This window comes from Actinomadura craniellae (assembly GCF_003289645.1).
Lineage (GTDB): Bacteria > Actinomycetota > Actinomycetes > Streptosporangiales > Streptosporangiaceae > Actinomadura_D > Actinomadura_D craniellae.
Genome location: NZ_QLYX01000002.1, coordinates 604,291 through 624,595, shown reverse-complemented (window position 1 = coordinate 624,595; position 20,305 = coordinate 604,291). Strand labels below are relative to the sequence as shown.

Below are 20,305 nucleotides of genomic sequence, written 5' to 3'. Positions count from 1 at the left end.
GATCCTGATCCACCCGGCGGGGGGAACCAGGCCGGGGACTCCGTGTCATGCCTACCATCCGATAGGTCCGACTTATTCCCGTGGCGGGTCCAGAGCCCTACCATCACTTAGTGGACACACAGTCGAATTCCGGCCCGGCGGGCTCCGCAGACCAGGCGAACCCGGCCAGGGCCGAACGCCGGTTGCTCTGCGACGCGCTCGTCGAGAGCGGACCCGAGGCGCCCACCCTGTGCGCCGGATGGACCACCGCTGATCTCGCGGCGCACCTCGTCGTGCGCGAGGGGCGGCCGGACACGTGGCCCGGAATGGCGCTGCGCCCGCTCGGGTTCCACACCGAGCGGGTGCGGCGGCGGACCAAGCGCGTGACACCCTTCCCGCAGTTGGTCGAGCGGATTCGGGAGGGACCGCCCAAGTGGTCCCTCTATGCGTTGCCAGGTGCGGACAAAAGCGCCAATACCGTTGAGTACTTCGTGCATCACGAGGACATCCGTAGGGCGGTCCCAGACTGGACACCACGGGAGCTACCACCCGGCCTCGAGGAAGTGCTATGGAGAAGGTTGAAAATTGCCCGCTTTGTCCTGCGTAAAGTTTCGGTAGAGGTCACGTTGGTCAGGCCTGACGGAAAAACGCTGCGGGTGGGCAAGGGGGCCCGGGCGGCCCGGGTACACGGGCCGATCGGTGAACTCGTGCTGTGGGCGCTGGGGCGTTGTGATGTGGCACAGGTGCGCTTCACAGGAGATGCCGAAGCCGTCGAGGTTCTGCGCCAGGAGAGCTGGCGTCTTTGAGGGGAAGATTTAGCCGTGGGCTGATTCGTTGGGCCCTCTGCCATCCGTCGTTTACGCACGACCGGTGATACGGTGGAGTCGTCGGTTGCAGTCGTGGTTCTCGATCGTTTGTCTAGACGCCCGCGGACTGATGACAGCGGGCGTTTTGGCTTTTCCGGGACCGTACCGGGAAGCGAGGACGTTCCGCAGTGACCGTGGCGGGCCCGCGAGGTGTGGGCCCGAGTTTTGCCGCAAGGAGAAAGACATGCCCCAGCAGGGCACCGTGAAGTGGTTCAACGCCGAGAAGGGCTTCGGCTTCATCGCTGTCGACGGCGGTGGACCGGACGTCTTCGTGCACTACTCGGCGATCCAGACCTCCGGCTACCGGAGCCTCGACGAGAACCAGCGTGTCGAGTTCGAGGTGACGCAGGGTAACCGGGGTCCGCAGGCCGACCAGGTCCGCCCCCTGTAAGTCAACAGTCGTCTCACCGGGGCCCGCATCTTCCAGGTGCGGGCCCCGGTGCAGTTGTGCCCGGGTCGGGAGATTCCGGGCCACCAGGCAGAATGGAAGCCATGTCCGTACGTCCGTCCAACCTGGACCCCAAGATCGCCGCGCGGCTCAAGCGCACCTCCGACGGCCTCGTCCCGGCCATCGCCCAGCAGCACGACACCGGAGAAGTGCTGATGATGGGCTGGATGGACGACGAGGCGCTGCACCGCACCCTGACCACCGGCCGCTGCACCTACTGGTCCCGCAGCCGCCAGGAGTACTGGGTCAAGGGCGACAGCTCCGGTCACCAGCAGTGGGTGAAGTCGGTGGCCCTCGACTGCGACGGCGACGCCCTCCTGGTGAAGGTCGACCAGGTCGGCGCGGCCTGCCACACCGGTGACCGCACCTGCTGGGACGCCGCCCCGCTCGACGTGGTCATCGGCGAGCGGCCCGAGTGACCCGTTGACCGGCCCGCACCCCCCGGCCCCCCGGCGCGAACTCGCGTCGGTCGCACTGCTGTGCGCCGCCGGTGCGCTCCTGGCCGTGCTGGCCGCAGGCCGGGCCTGGGCGACCGTCCGCGCACCGGCCGCGGTCACCCCGTTCAGCCTCGCGGTGACCGGCCGGGAACTCGCTCCGGCCGCCGCCGCGCTGGGCTGGGCCGGGCTCGCCGGTCTGGCCGCGCTGGTCGCCACCCGTGGCCGGGCCAGAACCGTCGTCGGCGCCCTGCTCGCCCTCTTCGGCGCGGTGATCGCGGTGGTCTCCACCGTCTCCACCGGCCGCGCGGACGTGCTCGCCGCCGCGGGGAGCCGCCGCGCGCTGCTCGAACTGAGCGGGGCGCCCGCCGTGACCGTCTCGGCCTGGTGGGCGATCTCGCTGGCGGGCGGCCTGCTGCTCGCCGCCGGCGGTGTGATCACTGTCATCCGCGGACACCGCTGGCCGGGCATGTCGGCCCGCTACGATCGGCCCGGCACCGCCGCCAGGTCCCCGGCGGCCGACGATCCCGCCGGCCTCTGGAAGTCTCTCGACCGCGGCGAGGACCCCACGGTGAACGAGCACGAGGAGCCCGATGTCCGCTGACCACGTCGACCACGGCAACACCCCGGCGGCCTGGACCGCCGTCACCATCATCCTGCTGGGCTCCTGCGCGATCGGCTGGGCGGTCGTGGCGGGCTCGGTGCCGCTGGGCGCCGCCGGCGCGGCCGTCGTCGTGATCGGCGCCGTGGTGGGGAAGGTCATGCAGATGATGGGCTTGGGCAAGAAGACCTACGTCCCGTCTCCCTGAGCGCCGTGAACGAGGCCGCAGGGGTGGTCCTGGTCGTGGAACCCGAGCCCGGGGTGGCGGAACTCGCCCGGCTCTACCTCGCCCGCGAGGGGTTCGACGTCCGGATCGAGGGAGATCCCGCGCAGGCGGGTCCCGCGGCCGCCCGGGTCCGCCCCGACGCGGTGGTCCTCGACCTGACCGGTACCCCCCGGCCCGCCGAGCTCTACCGGAAGGTGGCCGCCGCCGCCGGGGCCGCGCCCGTGGTGTGCGTGGTCGATGACTCGGTGCCCCCGGGGGTGGGTGAACACCGGGTGTCCCGGCCGTACGGCCCCCGGTTGCTGGTGGCGGCCGTCGGCGAGGCGCTGCGCGGCGAGGGTGAGGGCGAGGGGCCGGGCCTGCTCCGGCTGGGCGGTGTGACGATCGACCCCCGCACGCGCACGGTCCACGTGGGGGACCGGCCGGTCGCCCTCACCGCGACCGAGTTCGACCTGCTGGCGTTCCTGGTGGCCAGCCCGGGACGGGTGTTCAGCCGGGAGCAGTTGCTGGCCGCGGCCTGGGGGCCGGAGGCCAGCGCGGGCGCCCGCACCGTCGACGTGCACATCGCCCAGCTGCGCGGCAAACTCGGCCCGGCCAGCCCCATCCGGACCGTCCGCGGCGTCGGCTACGCCGCCGGTCCCTGACCCGCGCGCCCGGACGGCCGTAGGCTGGACGCGTGACGCAGGCACCCGTTCCCGTCCGCCGGCCCCTCGCCCGGGCGGCACTGCTCCCGCTGGGCGTGCTCGCCGGGGTGGGCGCCGCGGTGGCGTATGTGGCCGCCGTCGACCCGCACGAGCCGGGCCACTACCCGACCTGCCCGTTCCTCGCGCTGACCGGGCTGTACTGTCCGGGCTGCGGGGCGCTGCGCATGGTCAACTCGGCGGCGCACGGCCGGTTCGGCGAGGCGTTCGGTTCCAACCCGCTGACCTTCCTGACGCTGCCGGTGCTCGGCTACCTGTGGGCGCGCTGGCTGACCCTGCGCGCCCGGGGCGAGCCGATGCGCTCCCGGCTGCTGTCCCCAGGGGCGATCGGTGCGTTGCTCGCGGTCATCGTCGTGTACGGGGTCGTCCGCAACCTGCCCTTCGGGCAGGCACTCGCCCCGTGATCGCGCGCCGATGACCGTAATGAGGCTGTGACCAGGTGTAACTCGCGGTTGAGACCACGACAGGCCCACGATCTTCCGCCCGGGTGCGTCGCCGGGGGGACGCTACGGCTACGATCGGTGCACGCACAGACCGCAGACGAGGGGGCCACGCGTGAGTGTGCTCGACGAGATCCTGGACGGCGTTCGAGCGGATCTCGCCGATCGGCGGCGAGAGGTTTCGCTCGACGCGCTGAAGGAGAAGGCCGCCTTGGCCGCACCGCCGCGCGACGCGCTGTCCGCGCTCCGCGGCGACGGGGTCTCGGTCATCGCCGAGGTCAAGCGCAGCAGCCCCTCCAAGGGCGCGCTGGCCGCGATCGCCGACCCGGCGGCGCTGGCCCGCGACTACGAGGCCGGCGGGGCCAAGGTGATCAGCGTGCTGACCGAGCGCCGCCGCTTCGGCGGTGGTCTCGACGACCTGGCGGCCGTCCGGGCCAACGTGGACGTCGCGATCCTGCGCAAGGACTTCATCGTCTCCGCCTACCAGCTGTGGGAGGCCCGGGCGTACGGCGCCGACCTGGCCCTGCTCATCGTCGCCGCGCTCGACCAGGAGGCCCTGGTGTCGCTGGTGGAGCGGGCCACGTCCATCGGTCTCACCCCGCTGGTCGAGGTGCACACCGAGGACGAGGTGGCGCGCGCGCTCGACGCGGGCGCCCAGATCATCGGCGTCAACGCCCGCGACCTGAAGACCCTCAAGGTCGACCGGGGCGTCTTCGCCCGGCTGGCGCCGCTCATCCCCAGGGACGTCGTCAAGATCGCGGAGTCCGGGGTGCGCGGCCCGCACGACCTGCTGGCCTACGCCTCCGCCGGCGCCGACGCGGTGCTGGTCGGCGAGAGCCTGGTCACCGGCCGCGACCCGCGGTCCGCAGTCGCCGATCTGGTCGCGGCCGGGGCACACCCCGCGTTGCGTCAGGGAAAGTAAACTCGGGCCATGCCTGAGCCGCTGCGCGAACGATGGCGGGTATATCCGACGTCGCACTGAGCGGGCGCGCCCACCGGGGCGCGGCCACGCCGACCGGATCGGTCCCTTCCATCACGACAGGACACCTCAGATGACCATCGACGCCGCGCGCGGCGCCCTTTCCGGCGCCCTGACCGACGCCGTGCCCACCGCGATACCCACTTCGACGGGCCATTTCGGCCGCTTCGGCGGACGCTTCGCCCCCGAGGCCCTCATGGCCGCCCTCGACGAGCTCACCACCGAGTTCGAGGCCGCCCGCCAGGACCCCGCCTTCGTCGCCGAACTCGACGACCTGCTCGCCAACTACGCCGGCCGGCCCAGCCTGCTCACCGAGGCGAAGCGCTTCGCCGAGCACGCGGGCGGCGCGCGCATCCTCCTCAAGCGCGAGGACCTCAACCACACCGGCTCACACAAGATCAACAATGTGCTCGGGCAGGCGCTGCTCACCCGGCGGATGGGCAAGCGGCGGGTGATCGCCGAGACCGGCGCCGGCCAGCACGGCGTCGCCACCGCCACCGCCGCCGCGCTGCTCGGCCTCGAATGCACCGTCTACATGGGCGAGGTCGACACCGAGCGGCAGGCCCTGAACGTCGCCCGGATGCGAATGCTCGGCGCCCAGGTGATCCCGGTCAAGACCGGCAGCCGCACCCTCAAGGACGCCTGCAACGAGGCGTTCCGCGACTGGGTCGCCACGGTCGACGACACCCACTACTGCATCGGCTCGGTGATGGGCCCGCACCCGTTCCCGATGATGGTCCGCGACTTCCAGCGCATCATCGGCGTGGAGGCCCGGGCACAGGTCCTGGAACTGACCGGCCGCCTGCCCGACGCCGTGGTCGCCTGCGTCGGCGGCGGCTCCAACGCCATCGGCATCTTCCACGCGTTCATCCCCGACGAGTCGGTGCGGCTGTGCGGGTTCGAGGCCGGCGGCGACGGGGTCGCCACCGGCCGGCACGCGGCCACCCTGGTCGGCGGCTCCCTCGGCGTCATCCACGGGATGCGCACCTACCTGCTGCAGGACGACGAGGGGCAGACCCTGGAGTCGCACTCGATCTCCGCCGGGCTCGACTACCCCGGCGTCGGCCCCGAGCACTCCTGGCTCTACGACACCGGCCGCGCGACCTACCGGGAGATCACCGACGCGGAGGCGATGGACGCGTTCGCGCTGCTGTGCCGCACCGAGGGCATCATCCCGGCGATCGAGTCCGCGCACGCCCTGGCCGGGGCGCTCAAGGTGGGCCGGGAACTGGGTGAGGGCGGCACCGTCCTGGTCAGCCTCTCCGGCCGCGGCGACAAGGACATGCACACGGCCGCCACCTGGTTCGGCCTGGTGGGCGAGAACGAGAACGAGGACGAGGGAGCGGCCCGATGAGCGTCGCGCGGGCGTACGAGCGGGCGGCCGCCGAGGGACGGGCGGCGCTGGTCGGCTACCTGCCGGCGGGCTTCCCCTCGATCGAGGGTTCGGTCCGGGCCGCCACCGCCATGGTCGAGGGCGGCTGCGACATCATCGAGATCGGCCTGCCCTACACCGACCCGCTGATGGACGGCCCCACCATCCAGGACGCCGTGCACCGCGCGCTGGTCGGCGGGGTCCGGCTGGCCGACGTGTTCCGCACCGTCGAGGCGGTCGCGGCCACCGGCGCGCCCACTCTCGTCATGACCTACTACAACCCGGTCGACCGCTACGGCGTCGGCGCGTTCGCGCGAGACCTGAAGTCCGCCGGCGGCGTCGGCCTGATCACCCCGGACCTCACGCCCGAGGAGGGCGGCGAGTGGATCGCCGCCGCCGACGAGCACGATCTGGACCGGGTCTTCCTCGTTGCGCTGAGCTCCACCGACGAGCGGCTGGAGACCATCACCGGAGCCTGCCGGGGCTTCGTCTACGCCGCGTCCCTGATGGGCGTCACCGGCGCCCGCAGCGCGGTCGACACCGGGGCCGCGCGGCTGGTGGAGCGGACCAGGGCGGTGCTGGAGAAGCAGGGCGACGACCTGCCCGTCGGGCTGGGCCTGGGCGTCGGCACCGGAGCGCAGGCCGCGGAGGTCGCCGGCTTCGCCGACGGCGTCATCGTCGGCTCGGCGTTCATCCGCAGGCTGCTCGACGCCCCGTCCGAGCGCGCCGGGCTGGACGCCGTGCGGAGCCTCGCCGCCGAACTCGCCGAGGGCGTGCGCCAGGGGCGCTGAGCAGTGCCGATCGGAGGGCCGCACCGTCGGGTGAACACGCGTCATCGGCGGTGCGGACCGCCTCTCACGTGGCAGGATGGGTGACCGCGTTCTGACAGCCCGCTTATGGGGGTTCGCGTAGCGTGCGTCGCGCAGCGACCCCGATCGACGGAAGACGAGGACACGGTGGTGACCGAGAAGGCGGCGGAGGCCGTCACCGAAGAGCCCGGCCGGCTCCGCGACTGGCCGGTCCTCCAGCCCTGGCTCAGCACTGCCGCGCGGGTCGCCCTCGCGGTGGTCCTGGCCTGGGCCGGCTGGGCCAAATTCACGCTGCCGACCTACAAGCAGGAACTCTCCGTCGAGGCCTACCAGCTCCTGCCGCACGGCGTGGCCGGGCCGGTCGGCATCGGCCTGCCCCTGGCGGAACTGCTGCTGGCGGCCTTCCTCCTGGTCGGTTTCGCCACCCGGTTCACCGCCGCGGTCTCCGCGCTGCTGATGCTCGTCTTCATCGCTGCGATCATCTCCGCCTGGAGCCGGGGGCTCACCATCGACTGCGGCTGCTTCGGCGGCGGCGGGCAGGTGGCCGCGGGGGAGACCCGCTATCTCCAGGAGATCCTTCGGGACATCGGTTTCCTGGCGCTGGCGGTCTGGATCACGGTATGGCCGCGCAGCAGGGCCGCGCTGGACAACATTCTGCTCTACCGCCGTTGAAGGGGAACCGGGGCCACCGCAGGAGGCCCCGGCCAGCGGTGACATGTCTTCGGAGGGGAACCAGATGAGCAAGGCCGCGCGGCAGAAGTCCGCCCGGGAGAGGCTTGCGGAGGAACGCCGGCGGCAGGCCGATCGGCAGCGCCGGTTCAGGGCACTGCTGATCAGCCTGACCGCGCTCGCGGTGATCGGCGTCGTGGTCGCCGTGTTCGTGGTCGTGCAGTCCAACCGGAACAAGCCCGACGGCTACGCCGGCCCGCTGGCCCCGCAGACCCGCCAGGCCGACGGCTCGGTCGTGATGGCCAGGCCGGGTGTGCAGGGGCCGGTGCTGGAGGTGTACGAGGACTTCCAGTGCCCGGCCTGCGCGAAGTTCGAGGAGACCACCGGCGACACGGTCAAGCGGCTGGCGGCCGACGGTAAGGTCAAGGTCGTGTACCGGCCGTTCCGGCTGTTCCAGCAGGAGCCGTTGAAGTCCAACTCGCAGCGTGCCGCCAACGCCGCGGCGTGCGCTCCCGCCGACAAGTGGATCCGCTTCCACGACAAGGTCTTCAAGGAGCAGCCGCCGGAGGGCCAGGCCGGGTTCGCCAACAAGGATCTGATCGACTGGGCGGGCTCGGTCGGCATCACCGGAGCCGGCTTCGAGAAGTGCGTCAACGGCGGGGAGAAGGGCTCGACGGTCGATGCGGCCACCCAGTACGCGCAGCAGCAACGGATCGAAGGAACTCCGTCGGTGCGTCTGAACGGCAAGGAGCTGGGGGACACGGCGTTCACCGCGCAGGGGCTGGAGCAGGCCATCCTCGCGGCGTCGGCCGCACCGGCCGCCAGCCCTTCGGCGACGCCGAAGAAGAACAGCTAGTCGGCAGACTGATGCGCAGTCACGCGGCAAATCACCCGATACAGGGAGATCCGCGGCGCGCTCGACGGTCCGGAAGGTAGCGTCAACCCTCATGCATCCGCTCGCGTCCATTCCCAGCCCGGCCAACGGCGTCTGGAACCTCGGCCCCTTGCCGCTCCGGGCCTATGCCCTGATGATCATCCTCGGCATCGTGGTGGCCGTCTGGCTCGGCGAGCGGCGGTGGGCCGCTCGCGGCGGCACCCCGGGGGTCGTCATCGACGTCGCCGTCTGGGCGGTGCCGTTCGGGCTGGTCGGTGGCAGGGTCTACCACGTCGTCACCGACTACCAGCGCTACTTCGGTGAGGGCCGCGACCCGATGGCGGCCTTCCAGGTCTGGAACGGCGGCCTGGGCATCTGGGGGGCCGTGCTCTTCGGCGCGCTCGGCGCCTGGATCGGCTGCCGCAGGCGCGGGATCGCGCTCGCCCCGCTGGGCGACGCCGTCGCCCCCGGCATCGCGCTGGCCCAGGCGTTCGGCCGCTGGGGCAACTGGTGGAACCAGGAACTCTACGGCCGGCCGCTGGACACCTGGTGGGCGCTGGAGATCGACCGGGACCACCGGCCGCGGCTCGCGGACGGCATGCTCGACCCCAAGTACGCCGACGTCACGACCTACCACCCGACCTTCCTGTACGAGTCGCTGTGGTGCGTCGCGCTGGCGATCGTCGTGATCTGGGCCGACCGGCGGTTCAAGCTCACCCACGGCCGCGCGTTCGCGCTATACCTGGCGGGATACACGCTCGGCCGCTTCTGGATCGAGTACCTGCGCATCGACGACGCCCACCACGTGCTGGGCCTGCGCCTGAACAACTGGACGGCGCTGCTCGTCTTCCTCGGCGCGGTCGCCTACCTGTGGTTGGCCCGGGACCGGAGCGGCCCCGAGCAGGTGACCGTCGCCGAACCGGACCGGACCGGCACCCCCGCCAAGTCCGCCGCGGTGGCCGCCGCGACGGTCGCCGGAGCCACCTCGGCCGCCCCGGCGACCGGTGACAGCACCGGTGACAGCACCGGTGACGCCGCGGCCGAGCGACCCGACGAGCCCACCGACGCCGAATTGCCTGCCGAGTCGCCCACCGACGCCGCGGACGGCCCGCCCACCCGCGCGATGGGCACCGAGGCTGGCACGGACGAGGACGAGCCTCCCGCGGCCGGCGACACCGCCACGGATCCGGCGGAGGAGCCGCCCACGGGGAGCACCGGGGAGTCCACCGACGCCGAGGACGCGGCGGAACCGACCACGGAGAACGCCGACGCCGCGGATTCCGGTGAATCGCCCGCGGAGAGCGCCGAAGAGGCCACCGACGCCGCGGACCGGGCGGAGGAGCCTGCCGAGCCCACCGCCGACGCCGACGCCGACGCCGACGCCGACGCCGACGCCGACGCCGACGCCGACGCCGACGCCGACGCCGCGAGCGAACCGCCGCCCACCGCGGACGAGACCCCGGGGGCCGACGCCTCGGACGACCCGCCGGCGGAGGGCGAGGAGGCCCCGGCTGAGACGGCCGGAACGGACTCCGGGGGCGATGACGACGCGGGCGAGGGCGCCGGGGAGGGCGGCGAGGACGGCTCGCAGCCCTGGTGGATGCGGGAGTCCGCGGACGAGGAGACCGGGTCGGCCGGCACCAGGTCGTGACCTCCAGCGGCCGGCCTGGCTTGTGACCCGCCGGTATGAAGTGGGATGAATGGTCCCTTTTCATGCGCGAAACCCCTGCGTGCCACTAAGCTCACCGGACAGTGACGGAGAACGTCGTGGACCTCGTCCACGGCTCTCCCGCCGGTCGCCCGTGGGCTCTCTCCAGGGCGGCGGCCCGGGCACCGTCACCTCTCGATGACCAACGATCACCCGGTGAGCGAGCTTGGAGGCGCGGTGAGCGACACGGGCTCACGGACCCGTACGCGCAGGGACGACGACGAGGACTTCTGGCCGGCCGACCGGAGCGAGAGGTCCGGGTCCCGGCGGAAGCTGCTGATCGCGGCGGCCGTGGTGGTCGTGCTCGCGGTCGCGGCGGCCACGGCCTTCTTCCTCCTCCGCGACGGCGAGACCGCGGCCGGTGACGGCCGGCCGGTGCCCACGGTCTACACGCCGGGCGACGCCGACCCGGGAACCGCCGCGCTGAAGCTGCGCAGCGCCGACGCCCGGCCGCTCAACGCGGGCGAGGTCTTCACCCCGCAGGCGAAGAGCGTCGGCTACAAGACCTACTCCTTCTCGCTGGTGAAGTCCGAGATCTCCACCGACTGCAAGTCCGTCACCTGGGGGAGCAGGCTGCACGGGGACCTGGCCAAGTACAACTGCACCCAGGTCGTGCGCGGCGCCTACGTCAGCAAGGACAAGCGGCACGTCGGCCAGTTCATCGCCCTCAACCTGGACCGGCAGGAGGGCGCCGACCAGATCGTCCAGTATCTGGGTCAGGGGGCCACCAGCGGGTTCGTGCTGCCGCTGCGGGCGCCCGGCGTCGAGGGTTTCGGCGCGGGCTTCAGCGCCGCCTACGGGCAGGCGTACGGCCACTACGCGGTCGTCGTCTGGGTGCAGCGCGCGGGCGGCGGGAAGCCGGCCTCGCTGAACGAGATGATCGACGTGAGCATCCCGGTCGAGAAGCCCGCCGACTTCGTGTGGGGCAGGCTGTCCCTGCTCGACGGCGCCACCGGCGCGGGACGCTAGCCGCCGATGGCCGCCGCACCGCCGACTCCGCAGTAACCTCGCCCGACGTGAACCACGACGATCCCCACGCCGGGTCAGGGCGCGGCCGCCCCCGCCGCCCGCCCGCCGGCGGCCGTCCCCGCCGTCCGGCCCCGCCGGGCCAGGGCGGCCAGGGGATGCCGGGACGGTCCCCGGCCCGCCGCCCACCCGGCGAGCAGCCGCCGGGGGGTGCCGGGCGCGGCGGTGAGGACCCCGGGGAGCGCCGCGCGCCGCGCCGCGGCTCCGGCCGCCGGCCGCGTGAGGGCGAGCAGCCGCCCGGGGCCGCGAACCGGCCGCGACCGCCCGGCCGCCGTCCTCCGGAACGCTCTTCGGGCGCGCGGCCGAAGGAGCTGCCGCCCGGCGCCCGGCCGAAGCCGAAGAAGCCGCGGAAGACCGGCGGCCTGTTCGGGGGCCGCAAGCGCGGGCCCGAGCGGCCTCCCGCCGACCGGCCCGCGCCGGAGCGGGCCCGGGACGGGGGGCCTTCCCGGGATCGCCGCCCGCCGCCCCGCGGGCGCCCGCGGGAGGAACGGCCAGCCCCGGACCGGCCCTCCGGCGGGAAGCGGCGCGGGGGCCGGCCGGTGCTGTTCTTCGTTGCCGCGGCGGCGCTGGTGGCCGTGGCCGCGGGCCTGGTCGCGGTGGTGGGGTTGGGCTCCGACGAGGAGAAGCCCCGGTCGGCGGCCCCGGCCGTCGCGATGGGCGTACCGGTGGACACCGGGGTCGGCCCCGCGTCCTATTCCAGTTCGCCGTCCACCGGGGTGTACGCCCCGCTGGCCCGGCGCGCGGACGACCCCGCCCCGCTGTACGAGGCCGAGGTCTTCCCCAAGGAGGCCGCGGCCCTCCCCGACGCGCAGACCGGTGCGCGGCTGGCCCTGCGCGGCAAGCGGCTCGACCACGACTGCGCCGAGGCGATCTGGGGCCGGGCGCTGGGCGAGGAGCTGCGCCGGGGCGGCTGCACGCAGGCCGCCCGCACGCTGTACGCCGACACCCGGGCGGGATACGCCCTCACCACCGCCGTCTTCAACCTGGCCTCGGTCGAGGACGCCGACCGGGCGGTCGAGGCGCTCGGCCGGGGCCGCGGCGGCGGGTTCGTCAAGCCGCTGTCCGGGGCGGCGCCGCTGGACCGGTTCGGCACGGGCTTCAGCATGGCGCGCGGCCTGGCGCTGGGCCACTACGTGGTGGTGAGCTGGGCGCAGCGGCTGGACGGGAAGGGCACCGAGACCGACGAGGGGCTGCTGTCCCTGCTGATCGAGGGCGGGAAGTCTCCGGCGGTGCTGGGCCGCGCCGCCCGCGCCGGGCAAGCCGGGTAAGGCCACGGGCAAGTTTGTCCAATTAGGTCCCCATCGGCACAGATCGCCCTCTGGTGGGGGTTTTGATGGTACAAGTCCGGGCTATTCTGGTCTAAACCACACAGGGGACGGTGCCGTCCTGGGGCCGTACCGGTCGACCGGTCGACACGTTGTGACGCGCCGTTCCTCCGTGGCTCCGAACCCGGCGGTACCTGGCATTACAGGCCATGCTTGCGGAGGAGTTTCGCGATCTGGTGCAGTCGGGCATGATCCCGGCAGTGATGTAACCTCGTAGCACCGCAGCAGGGCCAACGCCGTCCCCGACTGCACTGACCTGAGAAGCAGTGACACGATGACGGGAGGGTTGATGGCGGCTGCTGCCCTCACACCAGGTCGGCCCGAATCCCAGGGGCTCTACGACCCGGCCAACGAGCATGACGCGTGCGGTGTCGGAATGGTGGCGGACCTACATGGTCGCAAAAGCCATGACATCGTCGAGCAGGCCCTGACCGTACTGCGCAACCTCGACCACCGCGGCGCCGTGGGCGCCGAGCCCGACGACGGCGACGGCGTCGGCATCATGACCCAGATCCCCGACGCGTTCTTCCGCGAGGTCTGCGACTTCCCCCTGCCCGACCCCGGGGCCTACGCGGCGGGCATCGCCTTCCTCCCCGTCGACGCGACGGAGCGTTCCAGCGCCGTGGACCACATCGCCGCGCTGTGCGCCGAGGAGGGCCTGACCGTCCTCGGCTGGCGGGCGCTGCCGCACGACCCCACCTTCTGCGGCCCCGCGGCCCGCCGGGTCATGCCGCACTTCGCCCAGATGTTCGTCGCCCCCGACCCCGCCGGCCCGCACGCCGAGCTGACCGGCCTGGAACTCGACCGGGTCGTGTTCTGCATGCGCGAGCGCGCCGAGCAGGACGTCCGGGTCTACTTCCCGAGCCTGTCCAGCCGCACCATCGTCTACAAGGGGATGCTCACCACCCCGCAGCTGGAGCCGTTCTTCCCCGACCTGTCCGACCGGCGCTTCGGCAGCGCCATCGCGCTGGTGCACTCCCGGTTCTCCACCAACACCTTCCCGGCCTGGGAACTGGCCCACCCGTACCGGTTCATCGCCCACAACGGCGAGATCAACACGGTCAAGGGCAACCGGAACTGGATGCGCGCCCGCGAGGCCCTGCTCGCCTCCGACCTGCTGCCCGGCGACCTGTCCCGCATCTACCCGGTCATCGACATCGAGGCCAGCGACACCGCCTCGTTCGACGAGTGCCTGGAACTGCTGCACCTGGGCGGCCGCTCCCTGCCGCACGCCGTGCTCATGATGATCCCCGAGGCGTGGGAAAACCACGCCGAGATGGACCCCGCCCGGCGCGCCTTCTACGAGTTCCACTCCACCCTGATGGAGGCCTGGGACGGCCCCGCCAGCGTGACCTTCACCGACGGCACCGTCGTCGGCGCGGTCCTCGACCGCAACGGGCTGCGCCCCGGCCGCTTCTGGGTGACCGAGGACGGCTTCGTCGTGCTGGCCAGCGAGGCCGGCGTCCTCGACATCGACCCCGCCAAGGTCGTCCGCAAGGGCCGCCTGCAGCCCGGCAAGATCTTCCTCGTCGACACGGCCGCCGGCCGCATCATCGAAGACGACGAGATCAAGGCCGAACTGGCCGCCGAGCACCCCTACGCCGAATGGCTCCAGCAGGGGCTCGTCCGGTTCGAGGAACTGCCGCAGCGCGAACGCGAGGTCCCCACCCACGAGACGCTGGTCAGGCGACAGCAGACCTTCGGGTACACCCTCGAAGAGCAGCGGATCATCCTCACCCCGATGGCCAAGACCGGCGCCGAGCCGATCGGCTCCATGGGCACCGACACCCCCATCGCGGTGCTCTCGACCCGGCCCCGGCTGCTGTTCGACTACTTCAAGCAACTGTTCGCCCAGGTCACCAACCCGCCGCTGGACGCCATCCGCGAAGAGCTCGTCACCTCCCTGCAGTCGACGCTGGGCCCGGAAAGCAACCTGCTCGACCCCGGCCCGCACTCGTGCCGGCGGCTCGTGCTGCCCACCCCCATCCTCGACAACGACGAACTCGCCAAGATCATCCACATTGACGACGAGGGCTCCCTGCCGCACCTGCAGGCCCACGTCGTGCACGGCCGCTACGACGTCGCCGGCGGGGGAGAGGCCCTGGAGGCACGGCTGGAGGAGATCTGCGGCGAGGTCTCCCGCGCCATCGCCGCCGGCGCGCGCATCATCGTGCTGTCGGACCGCGGCTCCGACTCCGCCCGGGCGGCCATCCCGTCCCTCCTGCTCACCGGGGCCGTCCACCACCACCTGATCCGGGAGAAGACCCGCACCCAGGTCGGCCTCGTCATCGAGACCGCCGAAGCCCGCGAGTGCCACCACATGGCACTGCTCATCGGCTACGGCGCCTCCGCGATCAACCCCTACCTCGCCCTGGAGACCGTCGAGGACCTGGTCCGGACCGGCGCCATCACCGGCATCGACGAACGCACCGCCGCCCGCAACCTCGTCAAGGCGTACGGCAAGGGCGTCCTCAAGGTCATGTCCAAGATGGGGGTGTCCACCGTCGCGTCCTACACCGGCGCGCAGATCTTCGAGGCGATCGGCCTCGGCGAGGACGTCATCGCCCGCTGCTTCACCGGCACCACCTCCCGGCTCGGCGGCGTCGGCTTCGACGTCATCGCCCGCGAGGCCGCCGAACGGCACCGCCGCGCCTACCCGCCCGGCGGCAACGAGGCGGCGCACCGCACCCTGGAGGTCGGCGGCGAGTACCAGTGGCGCCGCGAGGGCGAACCGCACCTGTTCAACCCGGACACCGTGTTCAAGCTCCAGCACGCCACCCGCACCCGCCGCTACGAGATCTACAAGGAGTACACCTCCCTGGTGGACTCCCAGTCCCAGCAGCTCATGACGCTGCGCGGCCTGTTCAAACTCCGCGAGGGGCAGCGCCCGCCGGTCCCGATCGACGAGGTCGAACCCGTCGCCGAGATCGTCAAGCGGTTCTCCACCGGCGCCATGTCCTACGGCTCCATCTCCGCCGAAGCACACGAGACCCTCGCCATCGCGATGAACCGCCTCGGCGGCAAGTCCAACACCGGCGAGGGCGGCGAGGACCCCGACCGGTTCACCCCCGACGCCAACGGCGACCTGCGCCGCAGCGCCATCAAGCAGGTGGCCTCCGGCCGGTTCGGCGTCACCTCCGAATACCTCACCAACGCCGACGACATCCAGATCAAGATGGCCCAAGGCGCCAAGCCCGGCGAGGGCGGCCAACTGCCCGGCCACAAGGTCTACCCGTGGATCGCCAAGACCCGGCACTCCACCCCCGGCGTCGGCCTCATCTCACCACCCCCGCACCACGACATCTACTCCATCGAGGACCTCGCCCAGCTCATCCACGACCTCAAGAACTCCAACCCCGCGGCGCGCGTCCACGTCAAGCTCGTCGCCGAGGTCGGGGTCGGCACCGTCGCGGCCGGCGTGTCCAAGGCCCACGCCGACGTGGTGCTCATCTCCGGGCACGACGGCGGCACCGGCGCCTCCCCGCTGACCTCCCTCAAGCACGCCGGGGCGCCCTGGGAGCTCGGCCTCGCCGAAACCCAGCAGACCCTGCTGCTCAACGGGCTGCGCGACCGCATCGTCGTGCAGACCGACGGGCAGATGAAGACCGGCCGCGACGTCGTCATCGCCGCCCTCCTCGGCGCCGAGGAGTACGGCTTCGCCACCGCGCCGCTCGTCGTCTCCGGCTGCGTCATGATGCGGGTCTGCCACCTCGACACCTGCCCCGTCGGCGTCGCCACCCAGAACCCCGTGCTGCGCGAGCGGTTCACCGGCAAACCCGAATTCGTCGTCAACTACTTCGAGTTCGTCGCCGAAGAGGTCCGCGAGTACCTCGCCGCGCTCGGCTTCCGCTCCCTCGACGAGGCCATCGGCCAGGTCCAGGCCCTCGACACCCGGGACGCCGTCGAGCACTGGAAGGCCGCCGGGCTCGACCTCACCCCCATCCTGCACCGACCCGACCTGCCCGAGGGCACCCCGCTGCGCCGGGTCACCGTCCAGGACCACGGGCTCGACAAAGCCCTCGACAACACCCTGATCCAGCTCGCCGAGGGCGCCCTCGCGTTCGGCGACAAGGTCAAGCTCGAACTGCCCATCCGCAACGTCAACCGGACCGTCGGCACCATGCTCGGCCACCGGGTGACCCGCAAGTGGGGCGGCGCCGGCCTGCCCGAGGACACCATCGACGTCACCTTCACCGGCTCGGCCGGCAACTCCTTCGGCGCGTTCGTGCCCAAGGGCATCACCCTCCGGCTCACCGGCGACGCCAACGACTACATCGGCAAGGGCCTGTCCGGCGGGCGCCTCACCGTCCGCCCGCACCCCGAAGCGCCCTTCGCCGCGGAAAACCAGATCATCGGCGGCAACGTCATGCTCTACGGCGCCACCTCCGGCGAAGTGTTCGCCCGCGGCGTCGTCGGCGAACGGTTCTGCGTCCGCAACTCCGGCGCCACCGCCGTCGTCGAAGGCGTCGGCGACCACGGCTGCGAGTACATGACCGGCGGGCGCGCCGTCGTCCTCGGACCCACCGGCCGCAACTTCGCCGCCGGCATGTCCGGCGGCATCGCCTACGTCCTCGACCTGGCCCCCGGCCGGGTCAACCCCGAGATGGTCGACCTCGACCCGCTCACCGACGAGGACCGCGACTTCCTGCACGACATGATCGAACGGCACCTCACCGAGACCGGATCCACCGTCGCCGAGAAACTCCTCGCCGACTGGGACGCCTCCGCCGAACGGTTCGCCAAGATCATGCCGCGCGACTACAAGCGGGTGCTCGCCGCCCGGGCCCGGGCCGAAGCCGAGGGCCGCGACATCGACGAGGCCGTCATGGCCGCCTCCCAGGGCTGAAAGGGGGAACTCCGAACATGGCCGACCCGAAGGGGTTCTTGACCCACCCGCGCGAGCTCCCCGCCCGCCGCCCGGTCGACGTCAGGATCAAAAGCTGGACCGAGGTCTACCAGGACTTCGGCACCGACAGGCTCGAACGGCAGGCCAGCCGCTGCATGGACTGCGGCATCCCCTTCTGCCACCAGGGCTGCCCGCTCGGCAACCTCATCCCCGAGTGGAACGACCTCGTCTACCGGCACGACTGGCAGGAGGCCATCGAGCGCCTGCACGCCACCAACAACTTCCCCGAGTTCACCGGGAAGCTGTGCCCCGCCCCCTGCGAGACGGCGTGCGTCCTGGGCATCAACCAGGACCCCGTCGCCATCAAACGCGTCGAAGCCGAGATCATCGACCGCGCCTGGGCCGAAGGCTGGGTCCGCCCCCAGCCACCCGCCGTCAGGACCGGCAAGAAGGTCGCGGTGATCGGCTCCGGCCCCGCCGGGCTCGCCGCCGCCCAGCAGCTCACCCGCGCCGGCCACGACGTCATGGTCTACGAACGGGCCGACCGCCTCGGCGGGCTGCTGCGCTACGGCATCCCCGAGTTCAAGATGGAGAAGCGGCACCTCGACCGGCGCCTCGCCCAGATGCGCGCCGAGGGCACCGAGTTCAAGACCTCCGTCACCGTCGGCGTCGACGTCACCGCCGACGAACTCCGCGCGACCTACGACGCCGTGGTCCTCGCCGGCGGCGCCACCGCCTGGCGGGACCTGCCCGTCCCCGGCCGCGAGCTCACCGGCATCCACCAGGCCATGGAATACCTCCCCCTGGCCAACAAGGTGCAGGAGGGCGACTACGACGAGCCCGCCATCACCGCCACCGGCAAACACGTCATCGTCATCGGCGGCGGCGACACCGGCGCCGACTGCATCGGCACCGCCCTCCGCCAGGGCGCCGCCTCGGTGACCCAACTGGAGATCATGCCCCAGCCGCCCGAAACGCGCCCGGCCGGCCAGCCCTGGCCGACCTTCCCCATCCTGTTCAAGATGGAGAGCGCCCACGAGGAACTCGCCGAACTCGGCGGCGACCGCGTCTACGCCGTCTCCACCCAGGAGTTCCTCGGCGACGACGACGGCCACGTCCGGGCACTGCGCCTGGTCGAGGTCGAGGGCCCGCAGACCGGCTTCCAACCCGTCCCCGGCACCGAACGGGAGATCCCCGCCCAACTCGTCACCCTCGCCATGGGCTTCGTCGGCCCCGAGAAGCCCATGCCCGAACAGTTCGGCGTCGACTTCGACGCCCGCGGCAACGTCGCCCGCGGCGACGACTACCAGACCTCCGTCCCCGGCGTCTTCGCCGCCGGCGACATGGGCCGCGGCCAGTCGCTGATCGTCTGGGCCATCGCCGAGGGCCGCGCCGCCGCCGCCGGCGTCGACGCCCACCTCACCGGCCGCACCGACCTGCCCCGACCCATCCCACCCACCGCCCGACCGATCGCGTGATCGCCTGACCTGACGAGTGAGCGGAGCGGACCGTGAGGGACGAGCGGGCCGTGTAGCGAACGAGGAGGGTCACGCGATCATGAGCAGCGCCTGAGATTCACCGACCCGCCGTGACCACCCGGTCGTTCATGCGACGATCGTGCGGTCACGGCGGAGCCTTTTCCGCCACCGGCCACCCACCATCCCGGGAGACGCCGCATGTCCCTCCGCCCGGCCGAGGTCACCACCTGGTACCTCGAGCAGCGCGACCCCGGCGACCTCCGCCCCGCCGAACCCGCCGACCTCCCCACCGAGATCGTCCGGGCCGGCACCCCCAGCCCGGAGTTCAGCCGCTTCCTCTACACCGCCGTCGGCGGCGACTGGTACTGGACCGACCGCCTCACCTGGACCTACGACCAGTGGCGCAGCTGGCTCGAACGCCCCGGCGTCGAGACCTGGGTGGCCTACACCTCCGGCGTCCCCGCCGGCTACCTCGAACTCGACCCCCAGACCGGCGGCCAGGTGGAGATCGCCTACTTCGGGATGCTCCCCGCCTTCCTCGGCCGCGGCCTCGGCGGCCCCCTCCTCGCCACCGGCACCGCCCGCGCCTGGGACCTGGCCACCCGCTGGCCCGACCGCGAACCCACCACCCGCGTCCACGTCCACACCTGCTCCCTCGACGGCCCCGCCGCCCTGCGCAACTACCAAGCCCGCGGCTTCCGCCTGCACGACACCCACACCGCCACCCAACCCATCCCCCTCGACATCCCCGGCCCCTGGCCCGGCGCCCGCTGACCCCCACCCGGCGCCCGCCGCGTCACAACAACCCCCGTAGCGGGACGCCCGCCAGATCCCGCACCTCACGCGAGAGATGCGCCTGGTCGGCGTACCCGGCCGCGTCCGCCGCCACCGCGAACGGCACGCCCGCCCGGGCCAGCCGCACCGCCCGCCGGAACCGCAGGATCCGCTGCAACGTCTTCGGGCCGTACCCGAACGCCGCCACGGACCGCCGCCGCAACTGCCGCTCGCTCAACCCCAGCCGGCCGGCCACCTCCCCGACCGAGGCACCCTCCGCCAGCCCCGCCACCACGGCCGGCACCACCGGATCCGCGGGACCGCCCCGGCCCGCCACCGCCGCCACCAGCACCCGCCGCGGATCCCCGGCCCCGGCCAGCCGGTCCGCCAGCCGCAGCGCCGGATCACCCCACAGCCGCGCCAGCGGAACCCGGGCGTCCCGCACCGCGTCCGCCGGCACACCCAACGCCGGCGGCGCCTGCCCCGGCCGGAACCGCACCCCCACCAGCCGCTCACCGGCCGGCACCGCCGACAGATGCGGGCCGGTGTCCGGCCCCGCCACCATCACCTCGCCCCGCCCCGACCACCAGATCAGATCCACGCAACCGTCCGGCACCACCCGCGCCACCGGGGCCGCCGGCTCCGGCTCACGGACCCAGGCGCACACCAGACCCGTCGCGGGAGACAACGCGAACTCTTCATACACGTTCACGTGCATACCATCCCGATCGCTGGGCATGGCCCGCCTCGTAC

The 20,305-nt window shown here is 72.5% G+C and carries 19 protein-coding genes; 18 read left to right on the top strand and 1 reads right to left on the bottom strand.

Features of this window, described 5'->3' with window-relative positions; translation table 11 throughout:
• Positions 1-110 precede the first annotated feature (110 nt).
• The 18 genes from DPM19_RS06390 to DPM19_RS06300 all read left to right on the top strand — a co-directional run bounded on the left by DPM19_RS06390 (position 111) and on the right by DPM19_RS06300 (position 19,552).
• A complete protein-coding gene (locus tag DPM19_RS06390) occupies positions 111-785 on the top strand; it encodes a TIGR03085 family metal-binding protein (protein WP_111863828.1) in 675 nt (224 codons plus the stop codon).
• 244 nt (positions 786-1,029) lie between these two features.
• Complete coding sequence (locus DPM19_RS06385) at positions 1,030-1,236, top strand: cold-shock protein (protein WP_111863827.1); 207 nt, start codon at positions 1,030-1,032, stop codon at positions 1,234-1,236.
• Between the two features lie 92 nt (positions 1,237-1,328).
• Positions 1,329-1,712, top strand: coding sequence for a phosphoribosyl-AMP cyclohydrolase (gene hisI / locus DPM19_RS06380; RefSeq protein ID WP_111863826.1), 384 nt, complete (start codon positions 1,329-1,331; stop codon positions 1,710-1,712).
• Positions 1,713-1,716: 4 nt separating this feature from the next.
• On the top strand, positions 1,717-2,331 hold the full coding sequence (locus tag DPM19_RS06375; protein WP_111863825.1) for a Trp biosynthesis-associated membrane protein: 615 nt from the start codon (positions 1,717-1,719) through the stop codon (positions 2,329-2,331).
• Positions 2,321-2,536, top strand: coding sequence for an HGxxPAAW family protein (locus tag DPM19_RS06370; RefSeq protein ID WP_111863824.1), 216 nt, complete (start codon positions 2,321-2,323; stop codon positions 2,534-2,536). The genes DPM19_RS06375 and DPM19_RS06370 overlap by 11 nt, the downstream gene beginning before the upstream one ends.
• A gap of 5 nt (positions 2,537-2,541) precedes the next feature.
• Positions 2,542-3,195 (top strand): winged helix-turn-helix transcriptional regulator, encoded by a 654-nt coding sequence (locus DPM19_RS06365; protein WP_111863823.1) that lies wholly within the window; start codon positions 2,542-2,544, stop codon positions 3,193-3,195.
• 32 nt (positions 3,196-3,227) lie between these two features.
• Entirely contained in the window at positions 3,228-3,656 is a 429-nt protein-coding gene (locus tag DPM19_RS06360; RefSeq protein ID WP_111863822.1) for a DUF2752 domain-containing protein, read from the top strand.
• Between the two features lie 151 nt (positions 3,657-3,807).
• The gene (gene trpC / locus DPM19_RS06355; protein ID WP_111863821.1) at positions 3,808-4,614 is read left to right on the top strand and encodes an indole-3-glycerol phosphate synthase TrpC; all 807 of its coding nucleotides are present in this window, start codon (positions 3,808-3,810) and stop codon (positions 4,612-4,614) included.
• Between the two features lie 130 nt (positions 4,615-4,744).
• Positions 4,745-6,025, top strand: coding sequence for a tryptophan synthase subunit beta (gene trpB / locus DPM19_RS06350; RefSeq protein WP_111863820.1), 1,281 nt, complete (start codon positions 4,745-4,747; stop codon positions 6,023-6,025).
• Positions 6,022-6,834 carry a tryptophan synthase subunit alpha gene (trpA, locus tag DPM19_RS06345; protein WP_111863819.1) on the top strand — a complete coding sequence of 271 codons (813 nt, stop codon included), beginning with the start codon at positions 6,022-6,024 and terminating at the stop codon, positions 6,832-6,834. Before trpB ends, trpA begins: the two co-directional genes overlap by 4 nt.
• Positions 6,835-7,002: 168 nt before the next feature.
• A complete protein-coding gene (locus DPM19_RS06340) occupies positions 7,003-7,524 on the top strand; it encodes a MauE/DoxX family redox-associated membrane protein (protein WP_233509887.1) in 522 nt (173 codons plus the stop codon).
• Positions 7,525-7,588: 64 nt separating this feature from the next.
• A complete protein-coding gene (locus DPM19_RS06335; protein ID WP_111863817.1) occupies positions 7,589-8,377 on the top strand; it encodes a DsbA family protein in 789 nt (262 codons plus the stop codon).
• 91 nt (positions 8,378-8,468) lie between these two features.
• Complete coding sequence (gene lgt / locus DPM19_RS06330) at positions 8,469-10,046, top strand: prolipoprotein diacylglyceryl transferase (RefSeq protein WP_111863816.1); 1,578 nt, start codon at positions 8,469-8,471, stop codon at positions 10,044-10,046.
• 213 nt (positions 10,047-10,259) lie between these two features.
• A complete protein-coding gene (locus tag DPM19_RS06325; protein WP_146778753.1) occupies positions 10,260-11,072 on the top strand; it encodes a hypothetical protein in 813 nt (270 codons plus the stop codon).
• A gap of 596 nt (positions 11,073-11,668) precedes the next feature.
• On the top strand, positions 11,669-12,397 hold the full coding sequence (locus DPM19_RS06315) for a hypothetical protein (RefSeq protein WP_111863814.1): 729 nt from the start codon (positions 11,669-11,671) through the stop codon (positions 12,395-12,397).
• Positions 12,398-12,743: 346 nt separating this feature from the next.
• Entirely contained in the window at positions 12,744-17,300 is a 4,557-nt protein-coding gene (gene gltB / locus DPM19_RS06310) for a glutamate synthase large subunit (RefSeq protein ID WP_111863813.1), read from the top strand.
• Between the two features lie 17 nt (positions 17,301-17,317).
• Complete coding sequence (locus DPM19_RS06305; protein ID WP_111863812.1) at positions 17,318-18,778, top strand: glutamate synthase subunit beta; 1,461 nt, start codon at positions 17,318-17,320, stop codon at positions 18,776-18,778.
• Positions 18,779-18,976: 198 nt separating this feature from the next.
• Complete coding sequence (locus DPM19_RS06300) at positions 18,977-19,552, top strand: GNAT family N-acetyltransferase (protein ID WP_111863811.1); 576 nt, start codon at positions 18,977-18,979, stop codon at positions 19,550-19,552.
• Between the two features lie 22 nt (positions 19,553-19,574).
• On the opposite strand, the gene DPM19_RS06295 is transcribed toward DPM19_RS06300, so the two are convergent.
• On the bottom strand, positions 19,575-20,270 hold the full coding sequence (locus tag DPM19_RS06295) for a DUF6597 domain-containing transcriptional factor (RefSeq protein ID WP_111863810.1): 696 nt from the start codon (positions 20,268-20,270) through the stop codon (positions 19,575-19,577).
• Positions 20,271-20,305 lie beyond the last annotated feature (35 nt).

Bases quoted from the DNA above. Each gene is read 5' to 3' on its own strand.
- DPM19_RS06300 (WP_111863811.1), top strand. From the start codon at position 18,977: ATGTCCCTCCGCCCGGCCGAGGTCACCACCTGGTACCTCGAGCAGCGC.
- DPM19_RS06335 (WP_111863817.1), top strand. From the start codon at position 7,589: ATGAGCAAGGCCGCGCGGCAGAAGTCCGCCCGGGAGAGGCTTGCGGAG.
- lgt (WP_111863816.1), top strand. From the start codon at position 8,469: ATGCATCCGCTCGCGTCCATTCCCAGCCCGGCCAACGGCGTCTGGAAC.
- DPM19_RS06295 (WP_111863810.1), bottom strand. From the start codon at position 20,270: ATGCACGTGAACGTGTATGAAGAGTTCGCGTTGTCTCCCGCGACGGGT.
- trpB (WP_111863820.1), top strand. From the start codon at position 4,745: ATGACCATCGACGCCGCGCGCGGCGCCCTTTCCGGCGCCCTGACCGAC.
- DPM19_RS06370 (WP_111863824.1), top strand. From the start codon at position 2,321: ATGTCCGCTGACCACGTCGACCACGGCAACACCCCGGCGGCCTGGACC.
- DPM19_RS06305 (WP_111863812.1), top strand. From the start codon at position 17,318: ATGGCCGACCCGAAGGGGTTCTTGACCCACCCGCGCGAGCTCCCCGCC.
- gltB (WP_111863813.1), top strand. From the start codon at position 12,744: ATGGCGGCTGCTGCCCTCACACCAGGTCGGCCCGAATCCCAGGGGCTC.
- hisI (WP_111863826.1), top strand. From the start codon at position 1,329: ATGGAAGCCATGTCCGTACGTCCGTCCAACCTGGACCCCAAGATCGCC.
- trpA (WP_111863819.1), top strand. From the start codon at position 6,022: ATGAGCGTCGCGCGGGCGTACGAGCGGGCGGCCGCCGAGGGACGGGCG.
- DPM19_RS06385 (WP_111863827.1), top strand. From the start codon at position 1,030: ATGCCCCAGCAGGGCACCGTGAAGTGGTTCAACGCCGAGAAGGGCTTC.